This window comes from Actinomadura sp. NPDC048021 (genome assembly GCF_040653135.1).
Lineage (GTDB): Bacteria > Actinomycetota > Actinomycetes > Streptosporangiales > Streptosporangiaceae > Spirillospora > Spirillospora verrucosospora.
In genome coordinates, this window is sequence record NZ_JBEZJQ010000005.1 from 376,490 (window position 1) to 393,785 (window position 17,296).

21 protein-coding genes are annotated in these 17,296 nt (G+C 71.4%); 8 read left to right on the forward strand and 13 right to left on the reverse strand.

Annotated features, from left to right (window positions below):
* The first annotated feature begins 51 nt into the window (after window positions 1-51).
* Entirely contained in the window at window positions 52-1,146 is a 1,095-nt protein-coding gene (locus AB0C87_RS11720; RefSeq protein WP_360577296.1) for a DUF6745 domain-containing protein, read from the forward strand.
* 12 nt (window positions 1,147-1,158) lie between these two features.
* Window positions 1,159-1,608, forward strand: coding sequence for a hypothetical protein (locus tag AB0C87_RS11725; RefSeq protein WP_360577297.1), 450 nt, complete (start codon window positions 1,159-1,161; stop codon window positions 1,606-1,608).
* Between the two features lie 14 nt (window positions 1,609-1,622).
* Here the strand turns inward: AB0C87_RS11725 and AB0C87_RS11730 are convergent, their stop codons facing one another.
* The 4 genes from AB0C87_RS11730 to AB0C87_RS11745 all read right to left on the reverse strand — a co-directional run bounded on the left by AB0C87_RS11730 (window position 1,623) and on the right by AB0C87_RS11745 (window position 5,733).
* The gene (locus AB0C87_RS11730; protein ID WP_345182575.1) at window positions 1,623-2,102 is read right to left on the reverse strand and encodes a GNAT family N-acetyltransferase; all 480 of its coding nucleotides are present in this window, start codon (window positions 2,100-2,102) and stop codon (window positions 1,623-1,625) included.
* Window positions 2,103-2,154: 52 nt separating this feature from the next.
* Window positions 2,155-3,654, reverse strand: coding sequence for an aldehyde dehydrogenase family protein (locus tag AB0C87_RS11735; RefSeq protein WP_345182573.1), 1,500 nt, complete (start codon window positions 3,652-3,654; stop codon window positions 2,155-2,157).
* Between the two features lie 65 nt (window positions 3,655-3,719).
* On the reverse strand, window positions 3,720-5,078 hold the full coding sequence (locus AB0C87_RS11740) for a carotenoid oxygenase family protein (RefSeq protein WP_360577299.1): 1,359 nt from the start codon (window positions 5,076-5,078) through the stop codon (window positions 3,720-3,722).
* Between the two features lie 37 nt (window positions 5,079-5,115).
* Window positions 5,116-5,733 (reverse strand): hypothetical protein, encoded by a 618-nt coding sequence (locus AB0C87_RS11745; protein ID WP_360577301.1) that lies wholly within the window; start codon window positions 5,731-5,733, stop codon window positions 5,116-5,118.
* A gap of 96 nt (window positions 5,734-5,829) precedes the next feature.
* Here AB0C87_RS11745 and AB0C87_RS11750 point away from each other — a divergent pair, with 96 nt between their 5' ends.
* Entirely contained in the window at window positions 5,830-6,390 is a 561-nt protein-coding gene (locus AB0C87_RS11750; RefSeq protein ID WP_360577303.1) for a PadR family transcriptional regulator, read from the forward strand.
* Between the two features lie 24 nt (window positions 6,391-6,414).
* On the opposite strand, the gene AB0C87_RS11755 is transcribed toward AB0C87_RS11750, so the two are convergent.
* A complete protein-coding gene (locus AB0C87_RS11755) occupies window positions 6,415-7,236 on the reverse strand; it encodes an NAD(P)H-binding protein (protein ID WP_360358626.1) in 822 nt (273 codons plus the stop codon).
* An 82-nt stretch (window positions 7,237-7,318) separates the two neighbouring features.
* On the opposite strand from AB0C87_RS11755, the gene AB0C87_RS11760 reads away from it, so the two are divergent.
* Window positions 7,319-7,942, forward strand: coding sequence for a TetR family transcriptional regulator (locus AB0C87_RS11760; RefSeq protein WP_345182563.1), 624 nt, complete (start codon window positions 7,319-7,321; stop codon window positions 7,940-7,942).
* Here the strand turns inward: AB0C87_RS11760 and AB0C87_RS11765 are convergent.
* The 4 genes from AB0C87_RS11765 to AB0C87_RS11780 all read right to left on the reverse strand — a co-directional run bounded on the left by AB0C87_RS11765 (window position 7,939) and on the right by AB0C87_RS11780 (window position 10,479).
* Complete coding sequence (locus AB0C87_RS11765) at window positions 7,939-8,760, reverse strand: site-2 protease family protein (protein WP_345182561.1); 822 nt, start codon at window positions 8,758-8,760, stop codon at window positions 7,939-7,941. The genes AB0C87_RS11760 and AB0C87_RS11765 overlap by 4 nt on opposite strands.
* Window positions 8,761-8,812: 52 nt before the next feature.
* Window positions 8,813-9,400, reverse strand: coding sequence for a TetR/AcrR family transcriptional regulator (locus AB0C87_RS11770; protein WP_345182558.1), 588 nt, complete (start codon window positions 9,398-9,400; stop codon window positions 8,813-8,815).
* 31 nt (window positions 9,401-9,431) lie between these two features.
* On the reverse strand, window positions 9,432-9,839 hold the full coding sequence (locus tag AB0C87_RS11775) for a DUF3224 domain-containing protein (protein WP_258941732.1): 408 nt from the start codon (window positions 9,837-9,839) through the stop codon (window positions 9,432-9,434).
* 250 nt (window positions 9,840-10,089) lie between these two features.
* Window positions 10,090-10,479, reverse strand: coding sequence for an ATP-binding protein (locus AB0C87_RS11780; protein ID WP_360577305.1), 390 nt, complete (start codon window positions 10,477-10,479; stop codon window positions 10,090-10,092).
* Window positions 10,480-10,601: 122 nt separating this feature from the next.
* Here AB0C87_RS11780 and AB0C87_RS11785 point away from each other — a divergent pair, with 122 nt between their 5' ends.
* Genes AB0C87_RS11785 through AB0C87_RS11795 form a run of 3 tightly spaced genes read left to right on the forward strand, consistent with a single transcriptional unit; the run spans window position 10,602 to window position 11,715 of the window.
* Window positions 10,602-11,381: a helix-turn-helix transcriptional regulator gene (locus AB0C87_RS11785; protein WP_258941734.1), complete on the forward strand. Its 780-nt coding sequence runs from the start codon at window positions 10,602-10,604 to the stop codon at window positions 11,379-11,381.
* Window positions 11,372-11,545: a DUF397 domain-containing protein gene (locus AB0C87_RS11790; protein ID WP_360577307.1), complete on the forward strand. Its 174-nt coding sequence runs from the start codon at window positions 11,372-11,374 to the stop codon at window positions 11,543-11,545. The genes AB0C87_RS11785 and AB0C87_RS11790 overlap by 10 nt, the downstream gene beginning before the upstream one ends.
* Entirely contained in the window at window positions 11,536-11,715 is a 180-nt protein-coding gene (locus AB0C87_RS11795) for a DUF397 domain-containing protein (protein ID WP_360577309.1), read from the forward strand. Before AB0C87_RS11790 ends, AB0C87_RS11795 begins: the two co-directional genes overlap by 10 nt.
* A gap of 139 nt (window positions 11,716-11,854) precedes the next feature.
* Here the strand turns inward: AB0C87_RS11795 and AB0C87_RS11800 are convergent, their stop codons facing one another.
* A complete protein-coding gene (locus AB0C87_RS11800) occupies window positions 11,855-12,328 on the reverse strand; it encodes a GNAT family N-acetyltransferase (RefSeq protein WP_360577310.1) in 474 nt (157 codons plus the stop codon).
* Between the two features lie 341 nt (window positions 12,329-12,669).
* A complete protein-coding gene (locus tag AB0C87_RS11805) occupies window positions 12,670-13,110 on the reverse strand; it encodes a nuclear transport factor 2 family protein (protein WP_360577312.1) in 441 nt (146 codons plus the stop codon).
* A 159-nt stretch (window positions 13,111-13,269) separates the two neighbouring features.
* Here AB0C87_RS11805 and AB0C87_RS11810 point away from each other — a divergent pair, with 159 nt between their 5' ends.
* Window positions 13,270-15,096, forward strand: coding sequence for a serine/threonine-protein kinase (locus AB0C87_RS11810; RefSeq protein WP_360577314.1), 1,827 nt, complete (start codon window positions 13,270-13,272; stop codon window positions 15,094-15,096).
* Window positions 15,097-15,149: 53 nt separating this feature from the next.
* On the opposite strand, the gene nucS is transcribed toward AB0C87_RS11810, so the two are convergent.
* On the reverse strand, window positions 15,150-15,830 hold the full coding sequence (gene nucS, locus AB0C87_RS11815; RefSeq protein ID WP_345184112.1) for an endonuclease NucS: 681 nt from the start codon (window positions 15,828-15,830) through the stop codon (window positions 15,150-15,152).
* A 33-nt stretch (window positions 15,831-15,863) separates the two neighbouring features.
* Window positions 15,864-16,988, reverse strand: a complete 1,125-nt coding sequence (locus AB0C87_RS11820) for a HEAT repeat domain-containing protein (RefSeq protein ID WP_345184114.1) — start codon at window positions 16,986-16,988, stop codon at window positions 15,864-15,866.
* Window positions 16,989-17,296 lie beyond the last annotated feature (308 nt).

Sequence of the window (17,296 nt, forward strand, 5' to 3'; positions counted from 1 at the left end):
TGCCACCATCCTGCGCATGATCAATGAAAGGGGCGCTGCCGCCCTCGTCCGGTGAGCGGCGACGCGCAGCGGGAAGCTGCCGCCGTCCGCGCGGAGTGGCTCGGGCATCTGCTCTCCACCGCGCCCGCCGACCGTCCGGCCGCCGAGGCGGCCATATCCGAGCTGTACCGGCTGATCGGTCTCGATCAACCCCGTTTCCACTGGGTCCCGTCGCCGCTGGCGGCCCTGGAGACCGTCCCGCCCGGCGTCCGGCCGCGGGCCCCCGAGAGCGCGGACCGGCTTTCCGAATGGCCTCTTCCGGCACGCTTCCGCCGTCTGATCGGCGGGTTGTCCGTGCAGCTGGAGGCTCAGGTCCTGCGGAACTCCCGGTCGCTGGGCCCGATGCTGTCGCAGCTGGTGAGGATGCCGATCGTCGGCTCGGCCAGGAACACGGTCCGGATGGCGCTCCGGTCCCCGCACGAGAGGGTCGAGAGGGGCACCGCCTGGCACGGGGCCCTGTGCGCCTCCTGGAGCGCGAACTATGACGCGGTCCGCCGGACCTCCGGTGTGGTCTTCACGCCCGAACAGAACCGGCTGATCGACCTGTGGGCGACGCCGGCCCGGTCGTGCGGCTGGTGGTGGCCGCGCGAGGACGTCTGCGTCGTCTCCGAGCGGCCCGTCGAGATCCATACGGAGGTCTGGGGCGACGAGGGCGAGGTGCGCCTGCACCGCTCGGACGGTCCCGCCCTCCGGTACGCCGACGGCTGGGACGTGCACGCCTGGCACGGCACGAGGGTGCCGGCCTGGGTGGCGGAGGATCCGAGCGTCGAGCGGATCGCGCGGGAGGCCAACATCGAGGTCCGGCGGTGCGCGGTCGAGAACATCGGCTGGGGCGAGTACATCGACCGGGCCGGGCTGCGGCTCGTCGCGGCCGCGCCGGATCCCGGCAACCCCGGCTCGGAGCTGCGGCTCTACGACCTCGGGGCCGACGACCCGAGCGAGAAGGCCAGGGTGCTGCTCGCCGTCAACGGCTCCGTCGAGCGCGACGGGAGCCGCCGCCGGTACGGGCTGGCCGTCCCGGGCGTCTTCGACGACCCGCTCGCCGCCGCCGGATGGACCTACGGGCTGTCCGCCGGCCAGTACGCACGACTCGTCCGCCGAACCTGAAAGGTGATCTCTTTGGTCTTCGAAAGCGTGACTCTCGACTCCCTCTCCCAGCAGACCGGGCTCGCCGTCCTCGACCATCTCGACCGGTCGGTGAGCATCCCCGTCGTCGACGGGATCCAGGCGCAGGGCGATCTGATCGTCGTCCCCATGGCCGAGACCTCGGGCCTGTCGGCCTGGCAGAACGCCACGTGGACGGACGTGCCGCCCGAGGGCGTCGAGCTGCTGCGGGGCGTGGCGGGCGGCAACCCGCACACGCTGGTCGCCGACCCCGGCACCTGCCGCTGGACGACGCAGGTGTCGGAGCCCGGCGGCCTGGCGATCGGCGTCTTCGAGGCGTCCGCGACCGTCTACCTGCTGCACCCCGAGCACGGCGCGTCCGGCTGCGCGCCGGGCCGCTACGTCGTCCGCCGCCAGCGCGAGTACGCCCCCGGCGGCTGGGGCTCGCGCCTCGTGGCCGACTGAGCGCCGCCTCTGGGTCAGGCGGTCTCGATGAAGCCCAGGCGGTCGTAGAGGCGGCGGGCGCGGCGGTTGCGGCGGGTCACGGCCAGGGCGAGGGTGTCGTGGCCCTGCCCGGCCAGGGCGTGCATGACGGCCTGGACGAGCCCCTGACCCAGGCCGCGGCCCGCGTGGGCCGGGGCGGTGAAGAGGAACGCGAGCAAGGGGACGGCTCTGTAGAGGGTGACGAGAGCCCCTCCCACCGGGCGGCCCTCATGGTCGGCCACGAAGGACGCCTCGGGAAGGAACGTGCCGTACTCGCCGGCCATGGTGAGGTGGATCTCGCGGACGGCGCCCTGGACGTTCCCCACGTCGGCCTCGTCGGGAGTGCCGCGGTAGGCGTCCCACATCAGGGCGGCCAGGGCCGGGACGTCGGCGTCGGTGAACGGCCGGAAACCGGGCGGGGGCGGGGGCGGCGCGCCCAGGGCCACCTCCAGGCGGCTCCGCGCGGGGTCGTTCATGCTCCGAGTCTAGGCGGCGCCCCCGCAGGGGACCGGCGGGGGCGGTGCCGGGTCAGCGCTTGTAGCGGCGGCCGTGGATCATGTTGATCATGCCGAGGACGCGCGCCATCTCCTTCTCGGTGCGGGCGAACGTGGTGAGGTTCATGGTCGCGAACCGCTGGCGGGTGATGGCCTTCGGGCGGGCGAACTCGCGCAGGCCGTCGGCGCCGTGGATGCGGCCGAAGCCGGACTCGCCGACGCCGCCGAACGGCAGGGCGGCGACCTGGGCGAAGGCGGCGAACGCGTTGATGGACGTCATGCCCGACCGCATCCGGCGGGCGGCGTCCATCGCGCGGGACTTGTCGCCGGAGAAGATCGTCCCGGCGAGGCCGTAGCCGGTCCTGTTCGCCTTCTCGACCGCCTCGTCCATGTCCTTCACGCGGTGGACGGTGATCGTGGGGCCGAACGTCTCCTCGCACACGGCCGCCGAGTCGTCCGGGACGTTCGTCAGCACGACCGGCTCGACGTAGGGCTTGCGGACGGACTCGGCGCCGCCGACGACCGCCTTGCCGCCCTTGTCCAGCGCGTCCTTGATGTGGCGCTCGATGACGTCGAGCTGGGACGGCATCGTGATGGGGCCGTAGGCGGCCTCGCGGTCGAAGCCGGGACGCAGGTCGCGGGCCTTCTCGGTCAGCTTGCCGAGGAACCGGTCGTAGGCCTCGTCCACGACGTAGATCCGCTCGACGCCGATGCAGGTCTGGCCCGCGTTCGACATGGCGCCCCACAGCGCGGCGTCGGCGGCGGCGTCGAGGTCGGCGCCGGTGTCGACGATGCAGGCGTCCTTGCCGCCGCACTCGGCGACGATCGGGGTCAGGTTCTCGGCGCAGGCCGCCATGACGCGCTTGGCGGTGCGGGCCGAGCCGGTGAAGGCGATCTTGTCGACGTGCGGGGACGAGGCGAGCGCCGCCCCCGTCTCGCCGAGCCCGGTGACCGTCTGCAGGACGGGGTGCTCGGGGATCACCGCGGCGAACAGCTCGGCGAGGAGCACGCCGACGCCCGGCGTGTACTCGGACGGCTTGAACACCACGGCGTTGCCGGCGGCGAGCGCGTAGGCGATCGAGCCCATCGGGGTGAAGATCGGGTAGTTCCACGGCCCGATGACCCCGACGACGCCGAGCGACTGGTACTCCAGCACGCAGCGCTGGTTGATCGCCATGAGCCCGGGGTAGACGTTGCGCGGCCCGAGGACCTTCTGCGCGTTGCGCGCCGCCCAGTCCAGGTGGGTGATCGCCATGATCGTCTCAAGCTGGGCGTCCTGGACGGGCTTGCCGGTCTCCTGGTGGATGAGCTCGGCCATCCGGTTCAGGTTGCGGGTGAGCGAGCCCTTGACGTTCAGCAGCCGGAGCCGGCGCTCCTTCCAGCCGAGGGCGCGCCACCAGCCGGCCGCCTCGCGGGCCCGCTCGACCGCCGCGGCCACGGCGGCGCCGTCCTGGACGGGGTGCTCGGCGACGACCTCGCCGGTGGCCGGGTTCAGCGACGCGAAGGTCTCGGCGTTCTCCGTGGCCACGGACATGGGGAACCTCCCGGGAGGGCCTGGTAAGTGACTGCTTGCACAGCAGTACCGGCTAGTAAACCACCCTATGTGCCGGGTCGGGCGTCGGGGATCCAGCTTCCGTGGAATCCGGCCGGGACGCGGCGCGGCAGCCGGACGCTCGCGACGGGCGCCAGATCCGCCGCGTCCAGCACCAGCAGCTCGGACGCCTGGCCGCGGGTGACGATCGACAGCAGCCAGCCCTCGTCCTCCGCGCGGGCGCCCGCCGCCGGGACGAAGACCGCCTCGCCGACGTGCGCTTCGTCGCCGAGCTCGTGCGCGGACGTCCCCTGCCCGCGCAGGTCGTACTTCACGATCGACTCGCCGCCCACCGTGTAGAGGTAGCGGTGCTCCCTGCCGGTGCGGGCGTCGTCGTGCGTGGGGAACTCGACGCCGCGGTCGTCGAGCGGCTCCTCGCTGGCGCGGCGGGTCGCGGGGTCGAGGACCCAGCGGTGCAGGTGCGCCTTCTGCGAGCGCGCCGCGCCGGTGGCGGGGTCGACGGTCCCGCCGATGTCCTCCCAGAGGGCGGCGAAGTTCTCGGGCCGGTAGCGCGCCCCGTCCACCACGATCCGTCCGGCGGCGTCCTCGTGGGCGTTGCCGACGTGGAAGACGTAGCAGGGGTCGATGTCGTACCAGGTGACCTCGGCCGTGCCGTCCCGGCGCATCACGCCGAGCCGGGCGCCGTAGGCGTCGTCCCAGACGTACGGCATGCCGGTCGACCCGGACATCGCCAGGTCGACGTCGAACACCACCGGCAGGTCGAGCCAGACGACGTGGTTCTCGGTGATCGCGAAGTCGTGCATCATCGTCGGGCCCGCCACCTCGACCTCGCGGCTCTCGGCGAGCGTCCCGTCCGGCGTCAGCCGGTGGTAGGTGAGGTGGGGCGCGAACGCCCCGTACCCGAAGAACAGCAGGTCGCCGGTGACCGGGTCCTCCTTCGGGTGCGCGGTCATGGCGGTGGTGAGCCGCCCGCCGAAGTCGCAGGCGCCGACGGTCTCCAGTTCGGGCGTCACCTCGTAGGGGAACCCGGCCTCCACCAGCGCCCAGATCCGGCCCGCGTACGGGACGACGTGGGTGTTGGCCTGCACCGAGCGGCGGTCGAAGGTGAGGTCGTCGCGGACGAACGGCGTCCCGTTCAGGTAGGCGTCGGTCCGCACCCACCGGTTGCGGTACCACTCGGCCCGGCCGTCCCGCAGCCGGATGCCGTGGATCATCCCGTGGCCGGTGAACCAGTGCCCGCTCGGCTCGCCGGGCTTGGGGTTCGGCCCGTTGCGCAGGTAGCGGCCGGTCAGTTCGGGGGGCAGCGCGCCGGTGACCTCCAGGCCGCGGGCGTCGGTCTCGTCGGGGACGGGGGCCAGGTGACCGTCCAGCCAGGTGGCGGGGCGCTCGGTGATGTTCTCGCCCATCTCGGTGCTCCTTTCCGGGCCGCTCCTCGGCGAGGGGTCAGCGGGAGGACGGCTCGGGCTGCGACGTGGCGGGCGCCTCCGCCCACGGTAGCCCGAGCCGGTCGAGGTGGCGCCTGCGCGCGAACCCGGGGTACCGCGCGGTGAAGACGGCGGGGACCGTGAAACCGGCGACCTTCACGGCGACCAGCAGCGCCGTCGCGTCCGGTGTCCAGTGCTGGACGCAGCCGAGGGCGGCCGCCAGCACGGTGAAGCTCGCCGCCCACACGGAGGTGAGCACGCGGTTGACGCTCCGGAACACGTCCGTCGCGGCGATCTCGGCGGTGACCTGGCGGCGCGCGACGCCCGCGGTGAAGGGGCGTCCGAGCAGCAGCGTCGCCCAGGCGGTGAGCGCCAGCCACCCGATCGCCAGGGAGGCGCCGTAGTCCAGCGCCGGCGAGCCGGGGACGGCGAACGCGAGCGCGGTGAGCGCGGCCATGAACGCCGAGGTCGAGATCTCCAGGATCAGCGAGTCGGCGCGGCGGCCCCGGCGCAGGTCCTGGCCGAGCAGGGCCAGCGCGGCGACGAGCCCGGCGGCGGCCCCGGCGCGGTCGTCGAAGCCGCTGACGACCGCGAGCAGGATCCAGGGGAGGAAGGTACGGGCGTAGTACTTCGACATGGCCGGGGGCTCCTGGCTTCACATTCCAACTTTGACATGTCGAAGATAGACATTCCAGTTTCGACATGTCAACTGTGAAGGGTTAGGGTGCGGGGCATGAGTTTGCGACATGCGGTGCTCGGGCTCATCGCCGAGATGGACGGCGCCAGCGGCTACGACCTGCTGAAGATGTTCGAGATCTCGCTGGGGAACGTCTGGCCGGCCCGGCAGAGCCAGCTCTACGGCGAGCTGGGCAAGCTCGCCGACGCCGGGCTGATCGAGGTCGCCGAGGAGGGGCCCCGCGGCCGCCGGGCGTACCGGATCACCGATTCCGGGCGCGCGGAGCTGCGCCACTGGCTGGTGGACGTCCCCTCGAAGGGGAGCCGCAAGGACGAGTCGCTGCTGCGCGTCTTCTTCCTCGGCATGGTCGAGCCGGAGGAGGCCCAGCGCTACATGCGCGGGCACGCGGCGGGGCTCGGGGAGTACCTCGACGAGCTGACCGCCCTGGAGAAGGACGTCGACTGGGGTGAGGACGACCTGTCCGTCTACGGGCGGCTGGTCATCGAGTACGGCAAGCGGTTCGCCGCGATGCGCCGCGACTGGTTCGAGTGGGCTTCGCGCGAGATCGAGTCGCTCGGCGAGCGCGGCGCCGAGCGCGGGCGGGGCCGCGAGCACTGAGGCTCGCGGCCCCGCGGGACGCGGTCAGCGGAAGTCGTGGGCGTGGTCGGCGGCCCACTCCTTGAACGTCCGGCCGGGACGGCCGGTGATCCGCTCGACCTCGCCGGACGGCTCCATCGGACGGTCGACGGCGCGGGCGCGCAGGCGGAGCAGGACGTCCACCAGGCCCTCGCGCATGTAGGGGCGGCCGAGCATCTCCTCCCGCGCCAGCTCGGGGGAGATCTCCTCGAACCGCGCCGGGCGGCCGGCGGCCTCCCCGATCAGCCCGACCATCTCCGGATGCGAGAGCAGCTCGGGACCGCTCAGCACCGGCCTGGCGCCGACCAGGGCGTCGGTGAGCAGGGCCTTCGCCGCGACGGCCGCGATGTCGCGCTCGTGGATCGGCGTGCTGCGCGCCGCCGCGTACGGCTCGCGGACGGGCTCGCCCGCGGCGATCGCCTCCCGCCACGCCAGCGCGTTGGAGGCGAACTCGCCAGGACGCAGGAACGTCCACTCCATCCCGGTCTCCTCGATCGCCCGCTCGATCGCGAGGTGGTGCACCGCCAGCTGGTTGGACGGGTCGTCGTCCAGCGCGGCGGCCGACGAGAGCATCACCGCGCGCCGGACGCCGTGGTCGACCGCGCGGGCCAGCACGTCGCCGAGGCCGTTCCAGAACACGGCCGGGTTGAGGAAGAGCGACGTGACGCCGTCCAGCGGCATCTCGTCGGTGCGGGCGACCTGCGCCTCGCTGGGCAGGTCGGCGGTGGCGGGGTCCCGGGACAGGGCGCGGACGGCGGCGCCCGCGGTGAGCAGTTCGCCGACGAGATGGCGTCCGACGTTGCCGGTCGCTCCGGTTACGAGAATCATGCGGCCAGCTTCAACCAGATGGATGAAGTTGTCAAACAGTCGGATGGTTGAACTTCTCAGCAGCCCGGCTACCATGGGGAACGTGACGGAACCGACGAAGCGGCCGGCGACGAGGCGGGCGCGCCGCGCCCCCGCCCCCGAGGAGCGCGCGCTCGACGCCGAACGCTCGCGGCGCCTGCTGCTGGACGCCGCGCTGGAGGAGTTCTCCGCCAAGGGCTACGCGGGCGCCCGCGTCCAGGACATCGCCGACCGCGCCGGCGTCAACAAGCAGCTGATCAACTACTACTTCGGCGGCAAGGACGGCCTGTACTGCGCGCTCCACCACCGCTGGCTGGAGCGCGAGGCCGAGTTCAACGACCCCGCCGCCCCGTTCGACGAGATCGTCGTCCGGTACCTGCGGCACGTCCTGGACGATCCCCGCGGCACGCGGCTGAACGCCTGGCGCGCCCTCACCGAGGACCTGGACGACATCCCGCCCGGCCCCCGCGAGGACCTGTCCGACATCGAACGCCGCCAGGCCGCCGGGGAACTGCCCGCCGACCTGGACCCGGCCGCGATCATGTTCGCCGTGATGGCGCTGGTGTCGGCGCCGGTCACCAAGCCGCTCGCCGTCCGCCACGTCTTCGGGATGGACCCCGAGTCACCCGAGTTCCAGGAGCACTACACCGAGCAGCTCCGCCGCATCGTCCGCCGGCTGACGGGCTAGCTCTTCCACCACTGGAACAGATAGTGCCCGAGCTCGATCGGGAAGTGGTCGACCGAGCCGTTGACGCGGAACGGGAACTCGCCGAGGCCGATCGCGTCGGTGAGGTAGTAGATGACGTTGAAGAAGCCCTGGTTGATCGGGCCCAGCCACAGCAGCGCGATCAGGACGAGGAACGCGTAGCCGCCGTAGGCGTTCGCCTGGTCGGCCAGGCGGCGCGGCAGGTACGGCTCGACGATCCCGAAGCCGTCCAGCCCCGGGATCGGGAGCAGGTTCAGGATCGTGGCGGTGACCTGAAGGAACGCCAGGAACGCCAGCCCCGACCAGAACAGCGCGTGGTCGGCGTCGGCGAAGTTCTTGAAGATCACCGCGAGCATGATGGCGAACAGCGCGTTCGACAGCGGGCCCGCCGCCGAGATCAGGCTGTGCCGCAGCCGGCCCTGGATCACGTGCCGGTCGATCCACACGGCGCCGCCCGGCAGGCCGATGCCGCCGAGCACGATGAACACGACGGGGATGAGGAAGCTCAGCGTCACGTCGGAGTACTTCAGCGGGTTCAGCGTGAGGTAGCCCTTGTCGGCGACGCTGCGGTCGCCCGAGCGGAACGCCATGTACGCGTGCCCGAACTCGTGCAGGGACAGCGACAGCACCCACGCCGCGATCACGAACCCGAACACCGCGATCCGGCCGGGCCTGTCCAGGATCGTCCCGTAGCGCCAGGCGATCAGGCCGCACAGGATCGTCGCCCCCACGACCGCGAGGAACACCGGGCTCGGCCGGACCGCCGCGCCTCCCCGGCTCTCGCGCGCAGTGCCATTCATCGTTCCCGGCCCCTCTCGCCGCGCCGTCTCCGCGGCGTCCCGTCCCAGGTCGTCATGCCGGCGCCGCGATGACCGGCACGACGTAGGTGCGCAGGAAGCGGCGCAGCCCGTCGGCGTCCCGGTCCCGGTCCATCACGATCAGCGAGGTGATGATGCGGAAGAGGAACTCGACCGTGCCCTCCACCTCGATGTCGGCGCGCAGCGTCCGCTGGCGCTGCGCCTGCTCGAAATGGGGCCGCACGTACTCGCAGCACAGCGCGAGCACGTGCTCGGCCGCCCCCGCCACCGCCGCCTGCATGTGCCCCGCCGCCTCCGGGACGAGGAAGTGCGCGATCGCCGGCTCCTCGCGGACGTAGTTCAGCGCGTCCAGCGTCCCCTCGACGATCGCCTCGGAGACCGACCGCTCCCGGCGCAGCCGCTCGGCGAGCCGGTCGAGGAACCGCCGCAGGTCGCGCACCACCACGGCGAGGATCAGCTCGTCCCGCCCGCCGGTGACGCTGCGGTACACGGTCGCCCGCGACAGCTTCGCGGCGGCGGCGATGTCCTCGACCGTGGTCTTGGCCACGCCGAAACGGCCGAAGCACACTTCGGCCGCGTCGATGATGCGCTCGCGCGTGGCGTCGCCGGTGACCGGGGGCATGACCCGAACATTACCGGCCGCCGGTCGGCGCTCAGTCCAGCGTGTACTCCAGCGCCCAGGTGTGCCCGCCGTCCTCGGTGACGGAGATCTGGCCGACGCCGCGGATCCCGGCGAGCTCCCCCGTCCCCGAGGTGGGGACGATCAGCCACCGCAGCCACTGGGTGTCGGCCGTGCCGTCCTCGCTGCCCGCGCTGTGCTGGAGGACGAACGTCCCCTCCCGGCCGTGCAGGATCCCCTGGACGTGCTCGATCCCGACATAGGCGACCGGCCCCGCCGGCGTCTCCACCGTGATCAGCTCGGTGGAGCTCGTCCCCACGAGGTCGCCGTGGAAGGTCTTGCCCACGTGGACCCGGGTCATCCGGTTGCCGCCCTGCTCGTCGTAGGGCTTGTCGGCGTCCCACGCCTCGATGTCGAAGCTGCCGCTGGCTTGAAACGTCATGCCCGCAATGATGCCCGCCCCGTGAGACACCGGGCGAGACCTACGCCCACCTCACCGACCGACTTCCCCAAGCACCCGAACAGCCTCCGCCACCCCGTCGGGATCAACAGCGACGAGCACCCCGACCAGCCCCTCCCGAGACGACGCCGAGATATGGACGTCCCCTCGGCCCGCCAGACACCACCGCGCTCCAGCCGGATCGACCACCTCGGAAAGAGCCGCTGGAGAAACAGCAGCAGAAGCGCGTCACTCATACCTCGACGGCCTCGACCTCGGCCCACACGACCTTCCCGCCCTCGTTGAGCGGACGGGCACCCCACCGCCGCACCAGCGCCTCCACGAGCTGAAGCCCCCGCCCCGACTCGGCCGCGAAGTCAAAGGGACGAACGACAGGCAGCACGTCCGACCGATCCCAGGCCTCGACCACGACACCCCCGCCCTCCCACCGGTAAGCCCGCACGACGACGTGATCGCCTTCCCGCGACCCGTGCCTGATGGCATTGGTGGCGAGCTCGCTGACCACGGTCCGGGCCACATAGTCCTCCAGGCCCCACCCCCCGAATGCCAGCGCGACGAACTCCCGCGCCTCCCGCACCGACCCCAGCTCAGCCTTGATCACGATCGCCGCCGGGTCCTCCATGAACGATCACCCCTCGAATGTCTGTGACTCTGCGCACAGAATTCACTCCGAGGAGTAGCGTTAGCGGTGAAGTGGCCAGACACAAAAACAGCGGTGTCACCTGGTGTAATCAGGAGGTCCCCATGGCAACAAGGAAGCCGACTCCCCAAACCGTCGCCTTTGGCGGGGAGGTCTCCCGTTTGCGGAGAGAGCGTGACCTTTCGCGAATCGAGCTGGCCAACCTCACGGCCGTCACTCGTTCCTACATAGCTCAGGTAGAACTCGGCACAACCAGGTGCCGCCAAGAATTCGCGAGCCGCTTGGACAAGGCCATGGACTGCTCGCCAACTCTCGCGGAAGCATGGGAAGACCTCCTGCGGTCGGCTGCCTACCCCCGGTTCTTCGTTGACTACCCCAAGGCTGAGTCCACGGCTGCGCTCTTGCGCGCCTTCGAGATCATGACGGTCTATGGGCTGTTCCAGACTGAGGCGTACATGTGGGCGCTGCTCGGGACGGAACAGGCCGTCGAGGCCCGTCTCAAACGTCAGGGGATCTTGAAGCGGCAACATCCCCCCAAGATCAGCATCGTGCTCTGTGAACCGGTTCTCTATACCGAGGTCGGCGGCCCGGCCATCATGAAGGAGCAGTGTGAGTACCTTGCGGAAGTCGCTCAGATGGACAACGTAGCCTTGCAAATTGCTCCCACCGGGAGACACTGGGGATTGGGTGGATCATTCAACCTGGCGACTCAAGCCACAGGAGAGGAACTGCTCTACATGACCAACGCCCGGGGCGGAGTGACCACTAGCGATCCGGGCGACATCCTGCCCGTAGTCAGCATGTTCTCGTTCATCCAAGCTCACGCGTTGAATGTGAGCGAGTCCAATGAGTTCATACGGAAGGCGGTCGCTCGATGGAGTTGATCAAGTGGCGCAAGGCTCGGCGAAGCGAAGCTCAGGGGGACGCATGCGTTGAGCTGGCTCGTTTGCCCGGTGGCATCGGCGTCCGCGACAGCAAGGCCCCGGACGCCGGTCACCTCACCCTCTCGCGTGAGACGTTCCGGAAGCTGGTGGAGCAGTGCAGGTAGTCACTTGGCGCAAGTCGAGCCGGTCCGCCGAGGGCACCAACGGTCAGTGTGTTGAGGTCGCCGCTCTGTCCGACGGGGTCGGTGTCCGTGACAGCAAGGCACCTGAGGCGGGGCACCTCACGCTTGGTCGGCGTGACTTCCGGGCACTGCTGGCCGAACTGAAGCGATAGCCCTTGCGCATCGGCGGCGCCGCGCCTGACGAGCGAGCTGGTGGGCGGCGGGACGAGCCGAGAATGCCCTGCCCGCACAGAGCGCAGGTGAAGCCGTCGTGTGCCGGACTGGGCGGGTCCGCGGGAGGCGTCCGGCGCATCATCCCGTCCCAGTGGAGAGTTCGAGCTGGAAGACCATGCGGTCGACTGTGGGGCCGTCGTAGTCGGCGACGGGGCCGGTGACCGTGAAACCCATCGCGGTGTGGAAGGCGATGGAACCCTGGTTCTGCGGAGAGGTGATCGCCTTCACTCGGGTGCGGTGCTCGGCCGCGGCCAGGTCGAAGAACTGGTGGTAGAGGCGACGGGCGAGGCCGTTGCCGCGAAGACGGGGTGCGACGCCGACGAAGTGAATGTAGGCGGCGTCGGGCATCGAGGGCGACAAGAGCCCGATGAGGAACCCCGCCAGGCCGGCGCCGTCCTCGGCGACCAGGCTCGTGCTGTGGAAGTGGTCCAGGAACAGGCGCGGCAGGATCGACGTGATCGGCCGTCCCCACCAGTCGTCCACCACGCCGACGATGCGGTCGTAGTCATCCGGTTCGGCTGGTCGTATGTGCAGGCCCTGGTTCACGGCCATGAATCGTCCCGGCAACGCCGCCCGCTGTCCAGCATCCGTGAAGGACCATGTCGGAAGGACTGGCCCCAGCGGGTGGCTGGGGCCGGTCGGTGTTCACCTGTCATGCGTGCCCGGTCGTCAGGCCGGGAGCGTGGGCAGGAACAGGGGCCGCTTGCGGGCGTTAATTGCCGCAGGTTTCGGGCTGTGAAGCCGGTTCGGTGTTTCGTTTCCAGGTCGTTTGAATAATGCGTTGGACCGCACTGTCGAAGTGCCGACAGCGGCGCAGGCCGAGCCCCTGATCTTTGAGCCCAGGTCGGAGGCCCGGCCTGCCGCACGCGTCGGGCGTTGCCGTCAGGGTGCCGTCAGGGCTGGAGGTCCACCACTCCCTTGCCGGTCGCCATGTCGAGGGGGACGGAGACCTGGTCGTGCGCGATCAGCCAGTCGTCGCCGGCCTTCCGGAAGCAGAAGGTGGCCCGGACCCACATGCCGCTCGTCGCCGTTCCGTTCTTCAGCGTGCCGCTGAGCCGGCCGAAGCAGTGCCCGAAGGCCACGTCCCCGCCCACGGTGAGTGCCAGGTCGCGGACCTCGTAGTCCACCTCCTCGAAGAACGTGAACACGTTCGTCCAGTTCTTCAGCTTCGCGGCGATCCCGACGTGCTGGAGCGGCGGTTCGACGTCGAAGGACACGACGTCCTCCGCGTAGAGCCGCTCCAGGGCCTTCAGGTCCTTGGCGCGGATCCCCTCGACGATCTTGCCGACCTGCCCGCGGATCCCGGCCTCGTCGACCTCGTGCTGCGCGGTCATGGACACCCACCCCTTCGATCAGTGCGGAACCTCGGCCTTCTCCCCTATGACGGAGCAGCGGCCCGAAATGTGATGCCCGCGCGGAGACGATCGCGTCCGAACATCCTCGTGGGCGGTCGCGTCACATGATCAACACGGCCGGGGCGGCGAGGAGAGCACGTGGGCGAGTGGAAGATCTCCGGTTTTCGCGAGGTGCGCGAACTCGGGGCGGGGGCGCAGGGACGCGTCGTTCTGGCGCGGCACGAGCAGACCGGGTTCCCGGTCGCGGTGAAGTACGTCGTCGTCGGGCCGGACGCGGCCCCGTTGGAGGCGTTGCGGCGCGAGGCCGAGATGCTGGCCCGGGTGGAGAGCCCGCACGTGGCCCGGCTCTACCAGCTGGTGGAGGGCGAGCACGGCGCCGCCCTCGTGATGGAGGCGGTCGACGGCGTCTCGCTCAAGGTGGTCCTGGCCGAGCACGGGCGGCTGGATCCGCAGGCGGCGCTGACCGTCCTGAAGGGGTCGCTGCTCGGCCTGGCGGCGGCGCACGCGGTGGGCGTCGTCCACCGGGACTACAAGCCCGCCAACGTGGTGGTGCCCGAGGACGGGCGCAGCAAGCTCATCGACTTCGGCATCGCGTCGGCCGCAGGTTCGGCGTCGCGGTCGGGCACTCCGTCGTACATGGCGCCGGAGCAGTGGCAGGCGGGCGAGGCCGGCCCGTCCGCCGACGTGTACGCGGCGACCTGCGTCTTCTACGAGTGCGTCATGGGCCGGCGTCCGTTCGGCGCGGACAGCGTCGTGGGGCTGCGCGGGCAGCACCTCACCGCACCCGTTCCGTTGGAGGACTTCCCCGTCCCGCTGCGCCCGCTGGTCGCCCGGGGGCTGGCGAAGAACCCGGCGGAGCGGCACGCCGGGGCCATGGAGTTCGTCGCCGAGCTCGAGAGCATCGCCCGCGCGGCCTACGGGGACGACTGGGAGGGCCGCGGCGTCCGCACGCTGGCCGCGGCGGCGGCGGGGCTGTCCATGCTGTTCCCGCTCGCCGCCGCGGGGATCTCGGCGCCGGCGGGCACCGCCGCCGCGGGCGCCGCCGCCGGGACCGCGGGCGCGGGCGGCGCCGGAACGGCCGGGACCGTCGCCGCGGGCGCCGGGAACACCGCGGCGGGCTTCCTCGCCAAGGCGAGCGTGGTCAAGGCCGCGCTGGTCGTCGCGGGGGCGACCGCGGCGGGCACCGTCGGTGTGGTCACCTACGAGACGACGCGCCCGGAGGCGGCGGAGGCGCCCGCGGTCACTCTCGCCGCCCTGAACCGGACGTACGCCGACGGGGTTCTGGAGGTCAAGGGCGGCCAGTATGCCCAGGTCAAGGGGATGAAGAACGCGTCGGTCCAGACCGCGGCCAACAGGGCGCTGCGCGTCCCTCTCGACCAGGCCGTCACGTTCTACAAGGAGTGGGGCAGGACGGCCGCCGCGCGCGCCGCCTGCGGCGGCCGGCCGAACCTGCTGAGCACGACCGTCGTCAAGGGGCTGACCGGCCCGGACCTCGTGTCGGTGCGCTACGTTCCGAAGTTCCAGCGCAGGTGCGGCGAAGGGCCGGGACACTTTCCGGGGTTCGTCGTCACCGTCGACCTGCGCACCGGCCGCGCGCTGACGGCCGACGACGTCTTCAAGCCCGCCTCGTTCGGCGCGGCCGGGATGGACCGGCTGTGGGACGCGCTTCCGGAGGGAGACGACAAGCAGCAGTTGATGCGCGGTCACTCCGGCTCAGGCGGTTTCTTCAACCCCTTCTCCCGCGAATCGTTCAGCCTGAGTTCCCGGCGACCCGAGTCGCCCCCGTGGGCGCAGCCGTTCTTCGGTGAGAAGCGGTTCGATCTCATCTACGCCGGGTTGGACGACGGCCCGGCCACCTCGGCATTCGATCTGGGCCGCACGAGCTGCTACGACTTCGCCGTCCCGTACGGGAAGGTGAAGGACCTCTTCAAGCCCGAGTTCGCGGCCAGGCTCCCCGTTGCGTGACCTGCACCGTCACCGGACGCCCCGGGCCGCGTGACCGCGACCCGGGAGGGGCGTCAGAAGAGGGTGCCCTCGTGTTCGATGCCGCGCAGGGCGTCGTAGTCGAGGGTGACGCAGGTGATGCCGCGGTCGGTGGCGAGAACGCGGGCCTGGGGCTTGATCTCCTGGGCCGCGAAGACGCCGCGGACGGGGGCCAGGTGCGGGTCGCGGTTCAGCAGCTCCAGGTAGCGGGTGAGCTGCTCGACGCCGTCGATCTCGCCTCGGCGTTTGATCTCGATGGCGACGGTGGCGCTCGTGGCGTCGCGGCAGAGGATGTCGACCGGCCCGATGGCGGTGGGGAACTCGCGGCGGATCAGGGTGTAGCCGTCGCCGAGGGTGGTGATGTGCTCGGCGAGCAGTTCCTGAAGGTGCGCTTCCACGCCGTCCTTCTGGAGGCCGGGGTCGATGCCGAGCTCGTGACTGGTGTCGTGCACGAGCTCCTCGATGGTGAGGATCAGCCGCTCGCCGGACTTGCCGTGCGTGACCGTCCAGCGTGCGATGGCGCCGTTCTCCTCGTAGACCTCCTCGCGCAGCGAGCAGGGCGGGTTCATCCAGTTGAGGGGCTTGTAGGCGCGGTCGTCGGCGTGCACGCTCACGCTCCCGTCCGCCTTGATCAGGATCAGGCGGAGGGCCATCGGCAGGTGGGCGGTGAGCTTGCCGGCGTAGTCGACGCTGCAGCGGGCGATAACGAGACGCACGGTGCATCACCTTAGTGCGACGTCAGGCCTGGTTCAGGCGAGACCGGCGTACCGGCGGCACTCGTCGTGGTCGGTGGGCAGGCCCCAAGCGCGGAGGATCTCCAGCAGATTTCCCCATCGCCAGCTCTCGGGCGGCAGTTCGGCGATCGTGTGGACGGTCCGCTGCTGCGCGGAGGCGAGGGCGGCGAACCGGGGGAGCGGGAGGGCCGGTGTGCGGAACGTCAGCCGGAGCGCCGCCTCGGCCATCGGGAACGACGCCTCGCCGGACGTGCGGGACAGACCGTCGAGGACGGCGCCGACGGCTTCGGGCGGCGCCCCGTCCAGCGCGGCCATTGTCAGGGCCGAGTAGAGGCGCAGGTCGCCCTCCAGAAAGGCCGCCTCGCCCTCGGGCGGGGACGCGCTGGAGGCCGCCAGCTCGGCGATGACGGATGCGTCGGCCGCCCCCAGCCGGGCGAGCGCGATCGCGGCGGCCCAGCGCGGCAGTGGCTCGGCGGCGGCCAGGTGCTCGCGGAACCGGGGGAGCAGCGCCCGGCCCTCCAGGAGCCCGGCGGCGACGAGCGCATGCGCGATGACGACCGGGTCCTGCTCGGCGTCGAGCAGCGCCTCCAGCGCGGGGAGGGTGGCCGCCGCCTCCTCGGGGAACCAGCCCGCCGTGTACGCGGCGGCGGCCCGCACTCCGGCGTCGTCATCACCGAGCAGGGCCCGCACGGTGGGCAGACCGGCGCGGACGGCGTCGTAGGCGGCGAGTTCCGCCTCGACGGAGCGCAGCGTCCACGCGAAGTCGAAGTGGTCCCGGTCGCCGGTCTCCCGCAGCCGCGCGGCCTCCTCGCGCCAGGTCGCGATGTCGACGCCGGACGGCAGATGCGCCTCGTCGTACCCGATGGCAAGCGCGGCCGCCAGATAGAGCGGCCAGGTGCGTTCGGGAGTGCCGGGATGGGACGCCAGCCCGAGCAGGAACGGGACCGCTGCGGCGGACGCGCCGTACCGGCTCCCCTGATGGAAGACGGTGGTGAAGAGCTCGCCGAGCGCCGCCTCCCGCTCGTCCTCGTCGGAGGAGGAAAGGGCGCGGAGCAGGTCGGGCACGTCCTCCGCTGACCCGTAGGCGTGGTCGAGGCCCGCCCAGTCGATGCCGTCCAGCCCCGCCAGCGGTTCGCCCATGCCGCGATCATGCCACCGGCACCGGACCGTCCGCCCTAAGCAGGCCTAAGACCACTGACCGGGCGATATAAGGCGTCGTGCCCATGTGGGGACGGGGGCCTTAGCGAGAGTCTCTTGGATGTCGGGCCGTGCCGATCGGCCCGGACCATTCGGGAGGGGCCGTGTACCACCACGAGATCATGCAGTCGCTCATGAGCGAGCGGGCCCGCGCGCTGCGCGCGGAGGCCGGGGCCGAGCGGGACGCGCGACTGGTGCGCCGGGCCCGCGAGTACTGGGCCGAGCGGGCCGAGCGGATCGCCGCTCGGCCG

Excerpts from the sequence above, each read along its gene's own strand:
- AB0C87_RS11730 (WP_345182575.1), bottom strand. The coding sequence starts at position 2,102 with ATGAACGACCCCGCGCGGAGCCGCCTGGAGGTGGCCCTGGGCGCGCCG.
- AB0C87_RS11735 (WP_345182573.1), bottom strand. The coding sequence starts at position 3,654 with ATGTCCGTGGCCACGGAGAACGCCGAGACCTTCGCGTCGCTGAACCCG.
- AB0C87_RS11740 (WP_360577299.1), bottom strand. The coding sequence starts at position 5,078 with ATGGGCGAGAACATCACCGAGCGCCCCGCCACCTGGCTGGACGGTCAC.
- AB0C87_RS11745 (WP_360577301.1), bottom strand. The coding sequence starts at position 5,733 with ATGTCGAAGTACTACGCCCGTACCTTCCTCCCCTGGATCCTGCTCGCG.
- AB0C87_RS11750 (WP_360577303.1), top strand. The coding sequence starts at position 5,830 with ATGAGTTTGCGACATGCGGTGCTCGGGCTCATCGCCGAGATGGACGGC.
- AB0C87_RS11755 (WP_360358626.1), bottom strand. The coding sequence starts at position 7,236 with ATGATTCTCGTAACCGGAGCGACCGGCAACGTCGGACGCCATCTCGTC.
- AB0C87_RS11765 (WP_345182561.1), bottom strand. The coding sequence starts at position 8,760 with ATGAATGGCACTGCGCGCGAGAGCCGGGGAGGCGCGGCGGTCCGGCCG.
- AB0C87_RS11770 (WP_345182558.1), bottom strand. The coding sequence starts at position 9,400 with ATGCCCCCGGTCACCGGCGACGCCACGCGCGAGCGCATCATCGACGCG.
- AB0C87_RS11775 (WP_258941732.1), bottom strand. The coding sequence starts at position 9,839 with ATGACGTTTCAAGCCAGCGGCAGCTTCGACATCGAGGCGTGGGACGCC.
- AB0C87_RS11780 (WP_360577305.1), bottom strand. The coding sequence starts at position 10,479 with ATGGAGGACCCGGCGGCGATCGTGATCAAGGCTGAGCTGGGGTCGGTG.
- AB0C87_RS11785 (WP_258941734.1), top strand. The coding sequence starts at position 10,602 with ATGGCAACAAGGAAGCCGACTCCCCAAACCGTCGCCTTTGGCGGGGAG.
- AB0C87_RS11790 (WP_360577307.1), top strand. The coding sequence starts at position 11,372 with ATGGAGTTGATCAAGTGGCGCAAGGCTCGGCGAAGCGAAGCTCAGGGG.
- AB0C87_RS11800 (WP_360577310.1), bottom strand. The coding sequence starts at position 12,328 with ATGGCCGTGAACCAGGGCCTGCACATACGACCAGCCGAACCGGATGAC.
- AB0C87_RS11805 (WP_360577312.1), bottom strand. The coding sequence starts at position 13,110 with ATGACCGCGCAGCACGAGGTCGACGAGGCCGGGATCCGCGGGCAGGTC.
- AB0C87_RS11820 (WP_345184114.1), bottom strand. The coding sequence starts at position 16,988 with ATGGGCGAACCGCTGGCGGGGCTGGACGGCATCGACTGGGCGGGCCTC.